The sequence below is a fragment of the Caballeronia telluris genome (assembly GCF_001544495.1).
Taxonomy (GTDB): Bacteria; Pseudomonadota; Gammaproteobacteria; order Burkholderiales; family Burkholderiaceae; genus Caballeronia; species Caballeronia telluris.
In genome coordinates, this window is sequence record NZ_FCNZ02000015.1 from 121,062 (window position 1) to 136,346 (window position 15,285).

The following is a 15,285-nucleotide window of genomic DNA, read 5'->3' on the forward strand; positions in this document are numbered from 1 at the left end:
TTTCTCACGGCGCAGCGCGAACGTGGACGCGGCCTGCCTGAATGGCGTCGATGATGAAGAACGGCATGTCGAGGCGCCATTCGCTCCCGCGCACGATGGCCGTGTAGTCGAAAAGCACGTTGCCTTGCGGATCGCAGACGAGCAGGCGCTGCGGCGAGCCGTCCGGCAACGCGCTCGCGCCGCCGATCGCCTGATGGCTCGCGTTGCTGCCGACGTGGAACTTGTCCGTCTTCCAGCGCACCGGCGCGTGCGGCGGGAACGGCTGCGCGCCGTGAAAACCGAAGAGTTCGTCATGGCTCAGGAGGCTCTGGCGAATCGTCGGCCAGACTTTCTCGCGCAGAAAATGCTGATCGACGAAACGGCCGCTGCTCTTGCTCTTTTGCGCGCTGTAGTCGCGCATCGCCTGCTGCATGCTCGGCAGAACACCGCGGCATCCGCCCCACAACCCGGCAAGAATCAGCTCGGTATGCGAGTAGTAGTCGCGCATGTGATGAAAGAGAAACGGGCTGTCGATCCACGCGCGAACCGCCGCGGCCTCGCGCTCCGAAAGCAGCGAATCGGCGTCGCGCAGCAGGAAGCGCTTCACGCTCGGATCGTCGACGACGAGAAAGCGCCACATCAGCGGATGGATGGCGTCGGGGCCGCTGCCGTCCATGTCGACGAGTTGCGCGCCGGCTTCGCGCAGTCGGCGATGCACATGCTGCGGCACGCTCGCATCGAGGTAGACGCGGCATGTCCAGCCCTCGAAAAGCTCGCGCGCCACCAGCACGTTCGTCACCGCCGGCTCGCAGTAGCGCGGATTCGCGCCGAACAACGAGAACGCGATGACGTTTTCCAGCGGCTTCGATGCGTCGAACGCGGGCGGCTTCGTCGCCGAATCGATCTCGATGCCGGACGAGCGATGCAGCACGTCGGCTTCGGTCAGCGCGCGCAGGCCATGCCGACGCAGTTCGTCGCGCTTGCCCATCAGGCCGCACAGTTCGACGAGGCCGTGAAACCAGGTCGAGGACGCCTGGCGCTGTTGCGCGGGCGATGCTTTCAGAATGTTCGTGTAGATCTTGTAGGAGTCTTCGTGTGCGCCCGTGCGCATCAGGCAGAGCGCGTAGTCCGACAGCACCGTCATGTGGCCCGGAACGATCCGCAAGGCTTCTTCGGCGAATCGCGCGCCGGCGTGAAAATCGTTGTGGGCCAGCGCGGCGTTGAAGTTTGCGGCGGCGGCGGCAAAGCGTGCGGCCATGGCGGGAGAGACGGAGCGCGCGGCACCGGACTTGGCGACTGGGGCGGTTTTCTTCATGACGGGAGTTTCGGGCTGGTTCGGGCGGTCAAAACTCTAAGGCGTGATGAGGCGCCGGCCGATACTTTCTTGACGTTATTTGACGGTTTGGCGCGAGATTCGTCCGTTGAGCGTAGTTTTTCCACGGCCATGAAAAAAGCCAACTGATCGGAGATCAGTTGGCTTTTTGGGACTGCGGTGGTCGGGGTCAGGAAGCGACGGCGCTCCGCTCAAACATCAATATTCCCCGCCCGCAACGCATTGTTCTCGATGAACGCCCGACGCGGCTCCACATCGTCACCCATCAACGTAGTGAAGATGCCATCCGCCGCGATCGCGTCTTCGATCTGCACGCGCAGCAAACGCCGCACGCTCGGGTCCATCGTCGTTTCCCACAGCTGCGAAGGATTCATCTCGCCAAGCCCCTTGTACCGCTGCTTGGTGACGTTGCGCTCGGCATCGGCGATCAGCCATTTCATCGCGCTCTTGAAGTCGCTCACGGCCATCGACCGTTCGCCGCGCTTGATCAGCGCACCCGCGCCGATCAGCCCCTTGAACGTATCGGCTGTGGAAACGAGCTGCTTGTAATCCGCGGTGAGCTGGAAATCCTCGTCGATCACCGACACCTTCACGTTCCCGTGATGCCGGCGCTTGATATGCAGCGATCGCACTTCACGCACCGGATCGTAGGTTGCTTCGACGGTCACTTCGGGCCGGATCGGATCAGCGCGCAGCGTGTCCTGGAGCGCCTTCGCGGAAGCGGCCGCTGCCTCTTCCGACGACAGATCCAGCACGATGCCGTCCATCACGGCTTCGAGCGCGCTCACGTCGTAGAAACGGCTGACACGGTCGACCACCGCCTGCGCCAGCAGATACGCGCGCGCGAGTTCGCCGAGCGCATCGCCGGAAATCGGCGCCGCGCCGTCCGAAGGCACCAGTTCCGAACCCTGCAGCGCCAGTTTCAGCATGTGCTGGTTGAGTTCGTGCGTGTCCTTTAGATAGCGCTCGTCCTTGCCCGCCTTCAGCTTGTAGAGCGGCGGCTGCGCGATGTAGATATACCCGCGCTCGACGATCTCCGGCATCTGCCGGTAGAAGAACGTCAGGAGCAGCGTGCGGATGTGCGCGCCATCGACGTCCGCGTCGGTCATGATGATGATGCGGTGATAGCGCAGCTTCTCGATGTTGTAATCGTCCTTGCCGAAGCCGGTGCCGAGCGCCGTGATCAACGTCACGATCTGCTCCGACGAAATCAGCTTGTCGAAGCGCGCGCGCTCCACGTTCAGCACCTTGCCGCGCAGCGGCAGAATGGCCTGGAACTTCCGGTCGCGCCCCTGCTTCGCCGATCCACCCGCCGAGTCGCCCTCGACGATATAGATTTCCGACTTCGCCGGGTCCTTCTCCTGGCAGTCCGCGAGCTTGCCCGGCAAGCCGCCGCCATCGAGTATGCCCTTGCGGCGCGTCATCTCGCGCGCCTTGCGCGCGGCGTCGCGCGCGCGCGCGGCATCGATGATCTTGCCGGTGATGATCTTCGCGTCGTTCGGTGTTTCCTGCAGGTAATCCTCAAGCGCTTTCGCGACCACCTCTTCCACCGGCGCGCGCACTTCCGACGACACCAGCTTGTCCTTCGTCTGCGAGCTGAACTTCGGCTCTGGCACCTTCACCGACAGCACGCACGACAAGCCTTCGCGCATGTCGTCGCCGGTCGTCTCGACCTTCGCCTTCTTCGCGATTTCGTGATCGACGATGTACTTGTTCATCACGCGCGTCATGGCCGCGCGCAGGCCGGTCAGGTGCGTGCCGCCGTCGCGCTGCGGAATGTTGTTCGTGAAGCACAGCACGTTTTCGTTGTAGCTGTCGTTCCACTGCATCGCGACTTCGACGGTCACGTTGTCCTTCTCGCCCGTCGCGTGGAACACGGTCGGATGCAGGACTTGCTTCGTCTTGTTGATGTAGTCGACAAAACCCTTCACGCCGCCGATGAACGCGAAGTCGTCTTCCTTGCCGGTGCGCTGATCGGTCAGGCGGATGCGCACGCCGTTATTCAGGAACGACAGTTCGCGCATGCGCTTCGCGAGAATGTCGTAGTGGAACTCGACGTTGCCGAAGATCGTTACGTCGGCCATGAAATGCACTTCGGTGCCGCGATTTTCCGTATCGCCGACGACCGGCATCGGCGAACACTGAACGCCGTCCTCCTCGATAATCTCGCGGTTCTGCACCACACCCCGACGAAACTCCATGAAGTGCTTCTTGCCATCGCGGCGCACGGTCAGACGCAACCACTCGGAAAGCCCGTTCACGCACGACACGCCCACGCCGTGCAGCCCGCCCGACACCTTGTAGCTGTTCTGGTCGAACTTGCCGCCCGCGTGCAGTTCCGTCATCACGATTTCGGCGGCGCTGCGCTTCGGGTCGTGCTTGTCGTCGCGCTTCAGGCCGGTCGGCACGCCGCGGCCGTTATCGGTCACGGAAATGGAGTTGTCCGCGTGAATCGTGACGTGGATGTCGTCGCAATAGCCCGCAAGCGCTTCGTCGATGGAGTTGTCCAACACTTCGAATACGAGGTGATGCAAACCGGTGCCATCCGACGTATCGCCGATATACATGCCCGGGCGCTTGCGCACCGCCTCCAGACCTTCGAGGATCTGAATGGACGAGGCGCCATAGCTGTTGTCGGGTTGCGAATTCGTGTTTTCAGTCATGAAATTTTCCGGTTCTGCGTCACTGCTGGGTTGCCGCTCGAGACTTTTCGAATCACCTTAAAAACGCCAAAGGGGCGCGCCGCCCCTTGGAAAGTTTTCGGTTCTGAACGCGTCAGATGCGCATCGGCATCACCACGTATTTGAATTCCTCGTTCTCAGGAATCGTGATCAGCGCGCTGGAGTTGGCGTCGCCGAGGCTCACCTGGAGGTTGTCGACCTTCAGGTTCGCGAGCACGTCGAGCAGATACGTGACGTTGAACCCGATGTCGACGCTGTCGCCCTGATAGGCGATTTCCAGCTCTTCCTGCGCTTCTTCCTGGTCGGCGTTGGTCGACATGATCTTCAGTTGACCCGGCTCGATCAGGCAGCGCACGCCCTTGAACTTGTCGGACGTGAGAATGGCCGCGCGTTGGAGCGAACGCTGCAGTTCTTCGCGGCCGATCAGGAACGTGTTCTTGTGCGACTTCGGAATCACGCGCTGGAAGTCGGGGAACTTGCCTTCGACGAGCTTGGACACCAGTTCCACCTGCCCGAAGGTGAATTTCACCTGCGTGGGCGCGATGTCGATCTTCAGGCTGTCGTCGATGTCTTCCAGGAGGCGCTGAAGTTCCAGAATGGTCTTGCGCGGAATGATGACTTCCTGGCGCGGGAACGACCCTTCGATCTTCATCGACGAAAACGCGAGGCGGTGGCCGTCTGTTGCGACCGCCATCAGCTGGTCGCCGTCGACGACGAGCAGCATGCCGTTCAGGTAATAGCGGATGTCCTGCTGGGCCATCGCGAAATGGACCATGCCGAGCAACTGGCGAAACGTCTTCTGCGGAACCGACAGGCTCGCGCCGAAGTCAGTAGACTGGTTGACGGTCGGGAATTCGTCGGCGGCGAGCGTCTGCAGCGCGAAACGGCTCTTGCCCGAGCGCACGGTGAGGCGCTTGTCGGACAGATCGAGCGCGACTTCGCCCGGCGGCATGGCGCGCAGGATGTCGAGCAGCTTGCGCGCGGCAACGGTGGTGGCGACTTGATCGCTGCCGACGCCGAAATCGGCGCGTGTGGTGATCTGAAGCTCGAGGTCGGTCGAGAGGAACGACACGTCGGCGCCATTCTTGGTGATCAGCAAATTGGCGAGGATCGGCAACGTATGACGGCGTTCGACGATACCGCTCACGGTTTGCAGCGGCCTTAGAAGATTATCCCGTTCGGTCTTGACCAGTTGCATAGAGTTCCTTCGTTGATGTGACGGCCTGCCCGACGGTCGTGCCACCGTTTTGCCTTCGGACAGCCTCGTAACACGCGTTGCCGGCCCGCGCCGGTTTCGCGCGAAAGCTTGGCGCCTAATGCCGCCCAAGGCCCGCGGGCGGTCAAACCCGTATTGTGCCTCAAAACGGAACCGCTCCCTAGAAATGGGGGCATTTTCGTCAATAAACAGAGGCTTGGCGGCGCATTTTTGAGGCGCGTGTTCTTTAGCCCGCGATCAGCCCTTGAGCGTCTGTTCGAGGACGTGCAACTCGTGATTCAACTGCGCGTCCGTGCCGCGCTCGGCGCCGATCTTGCGCACGGCGTGCAGCACGGTCGTGTGATCGCGTCCACCGAAGAGTTCGCCGATCTCCGGCAGGCTTTTCTGCGTCAGTTCCTTCGCCAGATACATCGCGATCTGCCGCGGCCGCGCGATGTTCGCCGGACGCTTCTTCGAATACATGTCGGCGACCTTGATGTTGTAGAAGTCGGCGACAGTCTTCTGGATGTTCTCCACCGAAATCTGGCGGTTCTGCACCGTCAGCAGGTCTTTCAGCGCTTCCTTCGTCAGCTCGATCGTGATCTCGCGGCCGTGGAACTTCGAATACGCGAGGATCTTGCGCAGCGCGCCTTCGAGTTCGCGCACGTTCGAGCGCAAATGCTTCGCGACGAAAAACGCCACGTCTTCCGACAGGCTCACGCCTTCGGACTGCGCCTTGCGCATCAGGATCGCAACGCGCATTTCGAGTTCGGGCGGCTCGATCGCGACAGTCAGACCGGAGTCGAAGCGCGAGATCAGGCGGTCGTCGATACCCGAAATTTCCTTCGGATACGTGTCGCTCGTGATGATCACCTGCGCCTTGTTCGCGACGAGCGCCTCGAACGCGTAGAAGAACTCTTCCTGCGTGCGCGACTTGCCCGAGAAGAACTGGATATCGTCGATGAGCAGCAGGTCGAGCGAATGGTAGTAGCGCTTGAAGTCGTCGAACGCCTTGCGCTGATACGCCTTCACCACGTCCGACACGTATTGCTCCGCGTGGATGTAGCGGATGCGCGCGCCGGCCTTGTCCATCAAAAGCTGATTGCCGATCGCGTGGATCAGGTGCGTCTTGCCCAGGCCGACGCCGCCATACAAAAAGAGCGGGTTGTACGAGACGCCCGGATTGTCCGCGACCTGGATCGCGGCCGCGCGCGCGAGCTGGTTCGCCTTGCCGGTCACGAAGTTGTCGAACGTGAGCACCGGGTTGAGCTTCGAGCGCTCGTATGCGGAATCGTTTTCACCGCCAGGCGCACCATTGCCGCCGGGACGCCACGTGCGGCGCGCGACGGCGGCTTCATTGGCGTCGAGGCTCGGGAGGTCGAGGTCGTCGTGCGTGGCCTGCGCGTGCTGCGCGGCTTCGGCCGCGAGCGCGTTGATATGGGCGCTGGCGTTTGCGTGGTTCACCTGCCCACCGCCTTGCATGCCCTGCATGCCGGACCCCGCCGGACGCGCGAGCGGCGGACGCGGCATCGGCACCGAGGACGCGCCCGACGACGCGCCGCCGAGCGCATTGCGCGCGGTCGCTTTCGGATCGAGGACGAACTGAACGTCGATGGGCGCGTGCCAGAATTCGCGCGCCACATCGGCGATGCGGCCGGAGAACTGGCTTTTCACCCAGTCGAGCTTGAAACGGTTGGGCGCGGCGATGCGCAAGGTGCTCGCATCGGCATCGAAGTCGACCAGGGCCAGCGGTTTGATCCACGTGACGTACTGCTGCGGCGTGAGTTCGCGCTCCAGCAATGCGGAACAGTGTTGCCAGAAATCGTTCATCGAATGCAGTCGTTATGGTTGCGCCGCTCAGTCTCCCGCCGCTCCTGTCGCGAAATTGCGACAAGCTCCGGCGCGGCAAGCAGACATTGCTTCGGAGGCTTACGCCGCAAGGGTTTGCGGGCGAAATGCGGGCCGAAGCAGCGGGCAGATTCTTGGGATTAAGGCGAGATTCTAACGCCAAACCGCCACGCAGCGCGAGTTATCCACAGGGTCAAATCAGCACGGCGAACGATCGTGCACGCGGCACGCAATCGCTGCGGAAGCCCTTGACATCTCGCGTAAGCTATTGACGGTCAAGAGGAAAAGGGTTTAAATAGCGGGTTCCGCGAAAACCGAATTCCTGAACCACCGGCCATTGCGCTTTCTGCGGATGCCCGCGCGGTCGATCAACACCCAAGTGAGAGCACCATGAAACGTACTTACCAACCTTCCGTGACGCGCCGCAAGCGCACCCATGGCTTCCGCGTCCGTATGAAGACGGCAGGCGGCCGCAAAGTGATCAACGCACGTCGCGCGAAGGGCCGCAAGCGCCTGGCAGTTTAAGGTTGCTTTTGTCGGCACGCGCTAACCCGGCGTGCGAACCGGACATGCCCCGCGCGGAAGGCTCCTCACAGGACACCATTCAGTTGCGAGCGCAGGCCGCGTTCCCCAAGGCCGCAAGGCTACTGAAAACGGATGAATACTCATCCGTTTTTCGTTTGCGCCCGTGGCGACGCTCCCCGCACTTCGTGCTGTACGGCAAGCCGACTGGCAACGAAGCGCGTCTCGGGCTCGTCATCGGCAAGAAGCAGGCGCCGCGCGCGGTCACGCGAAACCTGATCAAGCGGCTCGCGCGCGACGCGTTCCGGTTGCGTCGCGCGGAACTCGGCGGGTGGGATATTCTCTTGAGGCTGCACGCGAAGATCGACCGCAAGGCCATGCCGAGCGCGAAGTCGCCGCCGCTTCGAACGCTGATGCGCGGCGAGATCGACATGCTGATCGACCGTGCGGTGCGCGAAGCGGCACGTCGCGCGGTGCAGGACGTCGCGGCACCGGCCGTCGACGATTCACCGAAGCCCTCCGGGCAATGAGGCGCACGCGGTATCCGGTTCGCTCGCGCGAGCCAGAAAAATCCGCGGCGCGAAGCTTATGCAAACGGCACTGATCGCGTTGTTGCGCTTTTACAAGCTTGCTGTGAGCCCTCTGCTCGGCAACCGCTGCCGCTTTTTCCCTTCCTGTTCCGACTACGCGCGCGAAGCAATCCAGTATCATGGCGCCGCGCACGGCACGTATCTCGCAGCTAAACGCCTGTGCCGCTGTCATCCGTTCTCGGCTGGCGGCATCGACCTGGTCCCGCCACCGTCGCCGGCTTCACGACGCGATTCCCCGCCCGTCAGCCGATCGGCGGGCGAATCTGCATCAGAAGAACTCACTACCAAACGGCGCTAAAGCGCTTTTCGATCGACACTGAGACAACGCATGGATATCAAACGTACCGTCCTATGGGTCATCTTCTTCATGTCGGCTGTCATGCTGTTCGACAACTGGCAACGTGACCATGGGCGCCCGTCGATGTTCTTCCCGAACGCCGTCCCGACCAAGACGGCCGGCACTGCCGCACCGGGAACCACGACGCCGGGCACGCAACCCGCCGACCTGCCCGCAGCCGCCAGCGGCGTGACCGCAGCCGCGCCCGGCACGGCGACGCCGCCCGCGAACGCGGCCGCGCAGATCGTCAAGTTCTCGACGGACGTCTACGCAGGCGAAATCGATACGCGCGGCGGCACGCTGTCCAAGCTCTCGCTCGTGAAGGAAGGCGACGGCAAGCAGCCCGACCTCTACATCACCCTTTTCGATCACACCGCGACGCACACGTATCTCGCGCGCACGGGCCTGCTCGGCGGCGATTTCCCGAACCATAACGACGTCTTCACGCCGGTTCCGGGCCAGACGTCGCTGTCGGGCGATGCGAAGACGCTTTCGCTCGCGTTCGAATCGCCGGTGAAGGGCGGCGTGAAGGTCGTGAAGACCTACACGTTCACGCGCGGCAGCTATGTGATCAACGTCGATACGAAGATCGAGAACGTCGGCACCGCGCCGGTCACGCCGAAGCTCTACATGGAACTCGTGCGCGACAACACGCCGGTGGAAACGCCGCGCTTCTCGCACACGTTCATCGGGCCGGCTGTCTACACGGATCAGCATCACTTCCAGAAGATCGACTTCAGCGACATCGACAAGAACAAGGCGACCTTCGAGCCTTCCGCCGACAACGGCTGGATCGCGATGGTGCAGCATTACTTCGCGTCGGCGTGGATTCCGCAGCAGGGCGTGAAGCGCGACATCTACGTGCAGAAGATCGACCAACTGTATCGCGTGGGCGTGCAGATGCCGGTGCAGACCATCGCGCCGGGACAAAGCGCCACCGTCGATGCGCGTCTCTTCGCCGGTCCGGAAGAAGAGCGCATGCTCGAAGGCATCGCGCCGGGGCTGGAACTGGTGAAGGACTACGGCATGGTGACGATCATCGCCAAGCCGCTCTTCTGGCTGCTGGAAAAGATCCACAGCTATGTCGGCAACTGGGGCTGGTCGATCGTGCTCCTGACGCTGCTCATCAAGGCCGTGTTCTTCCCGCTGTCGGCGGCGAGCTACAAGTCGATGGCGCGCATGAAGGCCATCACGCCGCGCATGCAGCAATTGCGTGAACGCTTCAAGAGCGATCCGCAGAAGATGAACGCCGCGCTGATGGAGTTGTACAAGACCGAAAAGGTCAATCCGTTCGGCGGCTGTCTGCCGGTCGTCGTGCAGATTCCGGTGTTCATCTCGCTGTACTGGGTGCTGCTGTCGTCGGTGGAAATGCGCGGCGCGCCGTGGATCGGCTGGATTCACGATCTGTCGCAGCAGGACCCGTTCTTCATCCTGCCGGTGCTGATGGCCGTCTCGATGTTCCTGCAGACGAAGCTCAACCCGACGCCGCCCGACCCCGTTCAGGCGAAGATGATGATGTTCATGCCGATCGCGTTCTCGGTCATGTTCTTCTTCTTCCCGGCCGGTCTGGTGCTGTATTACGTGGTGAACAACGTGCTGTCGATCGCGCAGCAGTATTACATCACGCGCATGATGGGGGCGAGTAAGAAGGCGGCTTGACGCGCCCGATGCTTCGCTCACGCAAAAACGCCCGGACTTCAGTCCGGGCGTTTTTGTTTTCGGGCTAGCGTTTCACCACGCCATAAAACTCATTGATCAGTTTCTCGACCAGATACCGATGATCAGGCGAAAGCGCCTCGATTTTCGACGCCAGTTCAAGCATCTCCTCCGACGCAGGATACTTCTCATCCCGGGCAATCGGCTTTGGCACGCCTTGCGCAGTTCCGCTCGGCGACGGCCCGTAGTGCAGCCAGTGCAAGTCCACCTTGAACCAGTCGGCGAGCGTCTGCAATTTATCGACGGTCGGAATCGAGCGCGCCGAGAGCCACTTGTGCGCGGTTTGCGGCGACACCGATTCGCCGTGATAGCGCAGATTGAAATGCAGTGCGAGATCTGTCGCCCCGCGCATCTTCTCGGGAGCGCGGGTCATTGAGAATTTCAGGCGATCCGAGAAATCGGCCTTTTCTTTTGCGGTTGGCATGGTCGCGATTGTGCGAGGCAAACGCTGACTGGCAGTCAACCATCTACGATAGATTTTGCGAACAATGTAAGCCACTTATCTTGTCTGGGAAAATAAACTGACAAATCAGTGTCACGCGTACGTCGAACCGAGTGCCGCCCGCGTGTTCAGGGAAGCATCTGGAATTGTTTCGATTGGCGTCGCAATCGCTCACCAGAGCGTATCTCAATTAAGATAAGCACAGAAAGCTCCTTCACCGTCCTAAACGCCAGGAGCACGAAAGCCCCGCGATACAATGCGGGCACCGCCAATCCCGCACCCGAGCCCCGCCGACCATGTTCAACAACGACGCCGATCCGATCATCGCCATCGCCACCGCTCCGGGGCGCGGCGGAATCGGCGTCGTGCGGCTGTCGTTCGGACGCGCCGGCGAAGCGGCGGCCTCGCACGCGATGCACGCGCTCTGCGGCCAGTTGCTGGGCGCACGCCACGCGAGCTACGTGCCGTTCATCGACGGCAAAGGCGAAGCGCTCGATCGCGGCATCGCGCTGTATTTTCCGGCGCCGCACTCGTACACCGGCGAGCACGTCCTCGAACTGCAGGGCCACGGCGGCCCGATCGTGCTGCAACTCGTGTTGCAGCGCGCGATCGAGGTCGGGCGCGAATTCGGCCTGCGTCTAGCCGAGCCGGGCGAATTCACGCGCCGCGCGTTCCTCAACGACAAACTCGATCTCGCGCAGGCGGAAGCCGTCGCCGATCTGATCGAGGCGAGCACGGAAGCGGCCGCGCGCTCGGCCGGACGCTCTCTCGACGGCGCGTTCTCGCGCGAAATCCACGCGCTTGTCGAGGACGTGATCACGCTGCGGATGCTGGTCGAAGCGACGCTCGATTTCCCCGAAGAAGAGATCGACTTTCTCGAAGCCGCCGACGCGCGCGGCAAGCTCGCGCGCATCCGCGAGCGGCTCGCGACGGTGCTCGCCGACGCGCGGCAAGGCGCGCTCCTGCGGGAAGGGCTCTCGGTGGTGCTGGCGGGCCAGCCGAACGTCGGGAAGTCATCGCTGTTGAACGCGCTCGCGGGCGCGGAGCTTGCCATCGTCACGCCGATCGCGGGCACCACGCGCGACAAGGTCACGCAGACGATCCAGATCGAAGGCATTCCGCTGCATGTGATCGACACGGCCGGCCTGCGCGAGACCGAGGACGAAGTCGAGCGGATTGGCATCGAGCGGACCTGGGGCGAGATCGAACGCGCCGATGTCGTGCTGCATCTGCTCGATGCGCGCGCCGGCGTGACGCCCGAAGACCAGGCGATTGCCGCGCGTTTTCCGGCGGGCGTGCCGGTGGTGCGCGTGTCGAACAAGGCGGATCTGGCGGGCGTGGCGGCGTCGGTGACGCAAACCGAAGGCGGCGATGCCCGCGACGTGCGTTTATCGGCGAAAACGGGTGACGGCATTGCACTGCTGCGCGGCGAACTGCTGAAGATCGCCGGCTGGCAGGCGGGCGCAGAGAGCGTTTACCTCGCGCGCGAGCGGCATTTGATTGCATTGCGCACGGCCGCGGAACATCTCGCGCTCGCCTCGGATCACGCCGATCAGAACGCCCAGGCGCTCGACCTTTTCGCCGAGGAGTTGCGGCTCGGCCAGGATTCGCTCAATTCGATCACGGGCGAGTTCACGTCGGACGATCTGCTGGGCGTGATTTTCAGCCGGTTTTGCATCGGCAAGTGAACGGCCGGTCCTACGTTGGCGGCCGTCCCGCCTCGCGCAACTCCGCACTGAGCTTTTCGCTTTCCGCCGGACGCCCGTGAAACGCGGCCGGCGTGTTCTGGAACATCTCGATCCGGTATTCGCCGTCGCACAGCGACAGCACCATCGTCTGCACCGCGTTCAGCTCCGGATTCAGATCGTCCGCGTCGCGTGGCCACATGCCGGCGACGCCGCGCAGCATCAGCGTCTGCCCGCCCGCCATGCGCCGCACTTCCCGCACTTTCGCGACGAAACGCGGCGTCGGATGCTGCGCGAAGATGGGCGCGAGATGCGTTTCGATGGCCGTGCGTCCGTCGATAGCGCTTCCGTCGAAGCCGACCATGCTGCCGCGCTCGCGGAACAGCGCGGCCATCGCGGGCGCGTCCTGGCGGTTCCACGCAGCGAGGAGCGCGAAATACACGCGTCGCGCGGCGCCGGTCCAGTCGTCGATGTCGCTCATGTCGCCCTCTTCCATGCCGCCGCAAAAATGCCCGCGCCCATCAGCAGCGCGCCGCCCGTGCGGTTCACCGCGCGCTGCACCGAAGGCTTGCGGATCGCCCGCCGCGCGCCCGACGCCACGAGCGCATAAACGAACGAATTGGCCGCCGCGATGCCGACGAACGTCGCCTCGAAAATCGCGATCTGCGAGACGCTCGCCTGATGCGGATCGATGAATTGCGGCACGAACGCGACGAAGAAAATCAGGCTCTTCGGATTGAGCGTCGTGACCGCATACGCGTGCGCGACGATGCGCGACGTGCGCAACTCGCCGGGCGCCGTCATGTCGGCGGCGTCGGCATTCACGACGGGCGCGCGCCACAGCTTCAGGCCGAGGTAGACGAGATAAGCCGCCCCGACCCACTTCACCAACATGAACCATTCCGCCGATGCCGCGAGCAGCACGCCGAGGCCCAGCATCGACGCGGTCATCGCAGTCAGGTCGCCGAGCGCGACGCCGAGGGTCGTCGCCAGCGCGTATTTGCGTCCGTGTCCGAGCGCGTAGGACACGACCAGCAAGACGGTCGGTCCAGGAATCGCCACCAGAATCGCCGAGGCGATCGCAAAGGGCAGCCATTGTGCAAGCGTCATGCGCGTGTCTCCGTGATGTCGATGCGCCGATTTATCCACGAAGCGACGAGGCTGACAAGCCCTCCCCGCCATTGGCATGTTTCGTGGCGGCCGCACGAGCCTTTCCGGTGCGGCGCGCGTTAAGCGACGTGCCAATTTCCCGTCATGGTTTACCTGACCGACATTGCAACGCACCAAGCGAACTGCACGGCGTTCAGCAAACGATTAATGCGTGAAAGCGTTGAATGGAGCAGAACGGATTATTAGCAGCCCTTTTAAAACCGCCCTGCGACATTTCGTCGTGTTGCGAACGCACACAAGATGTGCTTGTAACTTGCAATTTCTCGTCTAGGATAAACGCTGCGGATTAAGCCTATTAAATACATAGCTAATTCCCGATACAAATCCGCTTGGAGGCAAAACATGAAGAAACGCGCCAGTGCTCTTATTGCGATGGTCGGTTTATTCGCCATTCTTTCCGCGGCACACGCGGATAGCGTCCAGCCCCAGCAGACTTTCAAGTTCAAGCCCAATTCATACGGCTGTCTCTCGAAAGACAAATTCGATTCCGCCGATCAGCACGCCCAGGCGGGCGAACAGCAGAAAATGCAGCAGTTCTTCGAAGGCTTCGAGTGTATTTCGACGCCCGTCGATTCGCATTTCCGCGTGTTGCGCGTGGTCGGCCACGACGTCGAATTCGTCAATGCGTCGAATAACGACAAACAAGGCATGTGGACGACCGATCGCTTCATCGATCAATAGAGCATCAGCGCGTTTTAATCGGCGATAAAAAAACGCCGATGCGATGATTAATCGCATCGGCGAAACACCCTCGTCGGAAACTGCGTTTAAACCACGCGCTTGCTGCGGCGGAATTGATCGAACAGCACCGCGAGCAGCAAAATGCCGCCGCGAATCAGATATTGATAGAACGTCGGCACGTTCATGAGGCTCATCGCATCCTGCACCGAGCCCATGATCAGCACGCCGACCAGCACGCCGGAAATCGTCGCGACGCCGCCCGTCAGCGAGACGCCGCCCAGCACGCACGCAGAAATCACCCCCAGTTCCAGCCCGACCGACGTCTTCGGATCGCCGAGACTCATGCGCGACGCGAGCATCACGCCCGCGAAGCCGGTCACGAGTCCTTGCAGCACGAACACCGTGATCTTGATGCGCGTGACCGGCAGTCCCGCGAGCAGCGCCGCCTCGCTGTTGCCGCCGACCGCGAGCACGTTCTTGCCGAACACGGTCTTCTTGAGCAGAAAGCCGAACACGACGAAACCGACGATATTCGACCAGATCGGATACGAAATCCCCAAAAACGACCCGCTGCCGAGTTCGAAGAACGATTCCTCGGAGATCATCACCGCGTCGCCGTGCGACGTGATGTAGGCGAGGCCGCGCACGACTTCCATCATCGCGAGCGTGACGATCAGCGAATTGATCTTGAACCGCGCGATCAGCACGCCGTTCACGAGCCCGACCGCGCCGCCCGCGAGCACGCCCCCGGCAATGCCGAGCGTGACGCTGTGCGTCGCGGTGATGAGCGTCGAGGCCGTGACGCCGGAGAACGCGACGATCGACGCCACCGACAGGTCGACTTCCCCGAGCGCGAGCACGAACATCATCGTCACGGAGATGGAGCCGATCAGCGTGACCGACAGCAGCAGGCCCTGCATGTTGCGCGAGCTGAGGAAACCCGGCACCGAGAACGACAGCGCGACGAACAGGATCACGAACACCATCACGATGCCGGACTTGTTGATGAGATCCCACGTCCGCGCCGCGCGTGCGCGCGCGCCGACGCTTTCCTTCGGATTGGGTTGATTGGTCACGTTGGTGGTTTGCATGATGTCCTTTCCGGT

14 protein-coding genes are annotated in these 15,285 nt (G+C 62.4%); 6 read left to right on the forward strand and 8 right to left on the reverse strand.

Going from position 1 to position 15,285, the window contains the following annotated elements; all coding sequences use genetic code 11:
• Nucleotides 1-4 precede the first annotated feature (4 nt).
• The 4 genes from AWB66_RS20130 to dnaA all read right to left on the reverse strand — a co-directional run bounded on the left by AWB66_RS20130 (nucleotide 5) and on the right by dnaA (nucleotide 7,018).
• Nucleotides 5-1,294, reverse strand: a complete 1,290-nt coding sequence (locus AWB66_RS20130; RefSeq protein ID WP_087631942.1) for a tetratricopeptide repeat protein — start codon at nucleotides 1,292-1,294, stop codon at nucleotides 5-7.
• 209 nt (nucleotides 1,295-1,503) lie between these two features.
• Nucleotides 1,504-3,975 carry a DNA topoisomerase (ATP-hydrolyzing) subunit B gene (gene gyrB, locus AWB66_RS20135; RefSeq protein WP_087631943.1) on the reverse strand — a complete coding sequence of 824 codons (2,472 nt, stop codon included), beginning with the start codon at nucleotides 3,973-3,975 and terminating at the stop codon, nucleotides 1,504-1,506.
• 112 nt (nucleotides 3,976-4,087) lie between these two features.
• Nucleotides 4,088-5,191: a DNA polymerase III subunit beta gene (dnaN, locus tag AWB66_RS20140; protein ID WP_087631944.1), complete on the reverse strand. Its 1,104-nt coding sequence runs from the start codon at nucleotides 5,189-5,191 to the stop codon at nucleotides 4,088-4,090.
• Nucleotides 5,192-5,446: 255 nt separating this feature from the next.
• A complete protein-coding gene (dnaA, locus tag AWB66_RS20145; RefSeq protein WP_087631945.1) occupies nucleotides 5,447-7,018 on the reverse strand; it encodes a chromosomal replication initiator protein DnaA in 1,572 nt (523 codons plus the stop codon).
• A 408-nt stretch (nucleotides 7,019-7,426) separates the two neighbouring features.
• Here dnaA and rpmH point away from each other — a divergent pair, with 408 nt between their 5' ends.
• Genes rpmH through yidC form a run of 4 tightly spaced genes read left to right on the forward strand, consistent with a single transcriptional unit; the run spans nucleotide 7,427 to nucleotide 10,144 of the window.
• Nucleotides 7,427-7,561 carry a 50S ribosomal protein L34 gene (gene rpmH / locus AWB66_RS20150; protein WP_006998755.1) on the forward strand — a complete coding sequence of 45 codons (135 nt, stop codon included), beginning with the start codon at nucleotides 7,427-7,429 and terminating at the stop codon, nucleotides 7,559-7,561.
• Nucleotides 7,562-7,605: 44 nt separating this feature from the next.
• Nucleotides 7,606-8,088 carry a ribonuclease P protein component gene (gene rnpA, locus AWB66_RS20155; RefSeq protein ID WP_087631946.1) on the forward strand — a complete coding sequence of 161 codons (483 nt, stop codon included), beginning with the start codon at nucleotides 7,606-7,608 and terminating at the stop codon, nucleotides 8,086-8,088.
• 58 nt (nucleotides 8,089-8,146) lie between these two features.
• Nucleotides 8,147-8,446, forward strand: coding sequence for a membrane protein insertion efficiency factor YidD (gene yidD / locus AWB66_RS20160; RefSeq protein WP_087631947.1), 300 nt, complete (start codon nucleotides 8,147-8,149; stop codon nucleotides 8,444-8,446).
• Nucleotides 8,447-8,476: 30 nt separating this feature from the next.
• On the forward strand, nucleotides 8,477-10,144 hold the full coding sequence (yidC, locus tag AWB66_RS20165; RefSeq protein WP_087631948.1) for a membrane protein insertase YidC: 1,668 nt from the start codon (nucleotides 8,477-8,479) through the stop codon (nucleotides 10,142-10,144).
• A 64-nt stretch (nucleotides 10,145-10,208) separates the two neighbouring features.
• Here yidC and AWB66_RS20170 read toward each other — a convergent pair whose 3' ends face one another.
• Nucleotides 10,209-10,625 carry a helix-turn-helix domain-containing protein gene (locus tag AWB66_RS20170; protein ID WP_087631949.1) on the reverse strand — a complete coding sequence of 139 codons (417 nt, stop codon included), beginning with the start codon at nucleotides 10,623-10,625 and terminating at the stop codon, nucleotides 10,209-10,211.
• A 314-nt stretch (nucleotides 10,626-10,939) separates the two neighbouring features.
• Here AWB66_RS20170 and mnmE point away from each other — a divergent pair, with 314 nt between their 5' ends.
• A complete protein-coding gene (mnmE, locus tag AWB66_RS20175) occupies nucleotides 10,940-12,331 on the forward strand; it encodes a tRNA uridine-5-carboxymethylaminomethyl(34) synthesis GTPase MnmE (protein WP_087631950.1) in 1,392 nt (463 codons plus the stop codon).
• 10 nt (nucleotides 12,332-12,341) lie between these two features.
• On the opposite strand, the gene AWB66_RS20180 is transcribed toward mnmE, so the two are convergent.
• Both AWB66_RS20180 and AWB66_RS20185 read right to left on the reverse strand, forming a co-directional pair.
• Nucleotides 12,342-12,809 (reverse strand): SgcJ/EcaC family oxidoreductase, encoded by a 468-nt coding sequence (locus tag AWB66_RS20180; protein WP_087631951.1) that lies wholly within the window; start codon nucleotides 12,807-12,809, stop codon nucleotides 12,342-12,344.
• Entirely contained in the window at nucleotides 12,806-13,438 is a 633-nt protein-coding gene (locus tag AWB66_RS20185) for a LysE family translocator (RefSeq protein WP_087631952.1), read from the reverse strand. The genes AWB66_RS20180 and AWB66_RS20185 overlap by 4 nt, the downstream gene beginning before the upstream one ends.
• Before the next feature lie 402 nt (nucleotides 13,439-13,840).
• On the opposite strand from AWB66_RS20185, the gene sap1 reads away from it, so the two are divergent.
• Entirely contained in the window at nucleotides 13,841-14,179 is a 339-nt protein-coding gene (gene sap1, locus AWB66_RS20190) for a surface attachment protein Sap1 (protein ID WP_087631953.1), read from the forward strand.
• A gap of 86 nt (nucleotides 14,180-14,265) precedes the next feature.
• On the opposite strand, the gene araH is transcribed toward sap1, so the two are convergent.
• Nucleotides 14,266-15,270 carry an L-arabinose ABC transporter permease AraH gene (araH, locus tag AWB66_RS20195; protein ID WP_087631954.1) on the reverse strand — a complete coding sequence of 335 codons (1,005 nt, stop codon included), beginning with the start codon at nucleotides 15,268-15,270 and terminating at the stop codon, nucleotides 14,266-14,268.
• Between the last annotated feature and the right edge of the window lie 15 nt (nucleotides 15,271-15,285).

Excerpts from the sequence above, each read along its gene's own strand:
- gyrB (WP_087631943.1), bottom strand. The coding sequence starts at position 3,975 with ATGACTGAAAACACGAATTCGCAACCCGACAACAGCTATGGCGCCTCG.
- dnaN (WP_087631944.1), bottom strand. The coding sequence starts at position 5,191 with ATGCAACTGGTCAAGACCGAACGGGATAATCTTCTAAGGCCGCTGCAA.
- dnaA (WP_087631945.1), bottom strand. The coding sequence starts at position 7,018 with ATGAACGATTTCTGGCAACACTGTTCCGCATTGCTGGAGCGCGAACTC.
- yidC (WP_087631948.1), top strand. The coding sequence starts at position 8,477 with ATGGATATCAAACGTACCGTCCTATGGGTCATCTTCTTCATGTCGGCT.
- rpmH (WP_006998755.1), top strand. The coding sequence starts at position 7,427 with ATGAAACGTACTTACCAACCTTCCGTGACGCGCCGCAAGCGCACCCAT.
- rnpA (WP_087631946.1), top strand. The coding sequence starts at position 7,606 with ATGCCCCGCGCGGAAGGCTCCTCACAGGACACCATTCAGTTGCGAGCG.
- AWB66_RS20180 (WP_087631951.1), bottom strand. The coding sequence starts at position 12,809 with ATGAGCGACATCGACGACTGGACCGGCGCCGCGCGACGCGTGTATTTC.
- sap1 (WP_087631953.1), top strand. The coding sequence starts at position 13,841 with ATGAAGAAACGCGCCAGTGCTCTTATTGCGATGGTCGGTTTATTCGCC.
- araH (WP_087631954.1), bottom strand. The coding sequence starts at position 15,270 with ATGCAAACCACCAACGTGACCAATCAACCCAATCCGAAGGAAAGCGTC.
- yidD (WP_087631947.1), top strand. The coding sequence starts at position 8,147 with ATGCAAACGGCACTGATCGCGTTGTTGCGCTTTTACAAGCTTGCTGTG.
- AWB66_RS20185 (WP_087631952.1), bottom strand. The coding sequence starts at position 13,438 with ATGACGCTTGCACAATGGCTGCCCTTTGCGATCGCCTCGGCGATTCTG.
- mnmE (WP_087631950.1), top strand. The coding sequence starts at position 10,940 with ATGTTCAACAACGACGCCGATCCGATCATCGCCATCGCCACCGCTCCG.
- AWB66_RS20130 (WP_087631942.1), bottom strand. The coding sequence starts at position 1,294 with ATGAAGAAAACCGCCCCAGTCGCCAAGTCCGGTGCCGCGCGCTCCGTC.
- AWB66_RS20170 (WP_087631949.1), bottom strand. The coding sequence starts at position 10,625 with ATGCCAACCGCAAAAGAAAAGGCCGATTTCTCGGATCGCCTGAAATTC.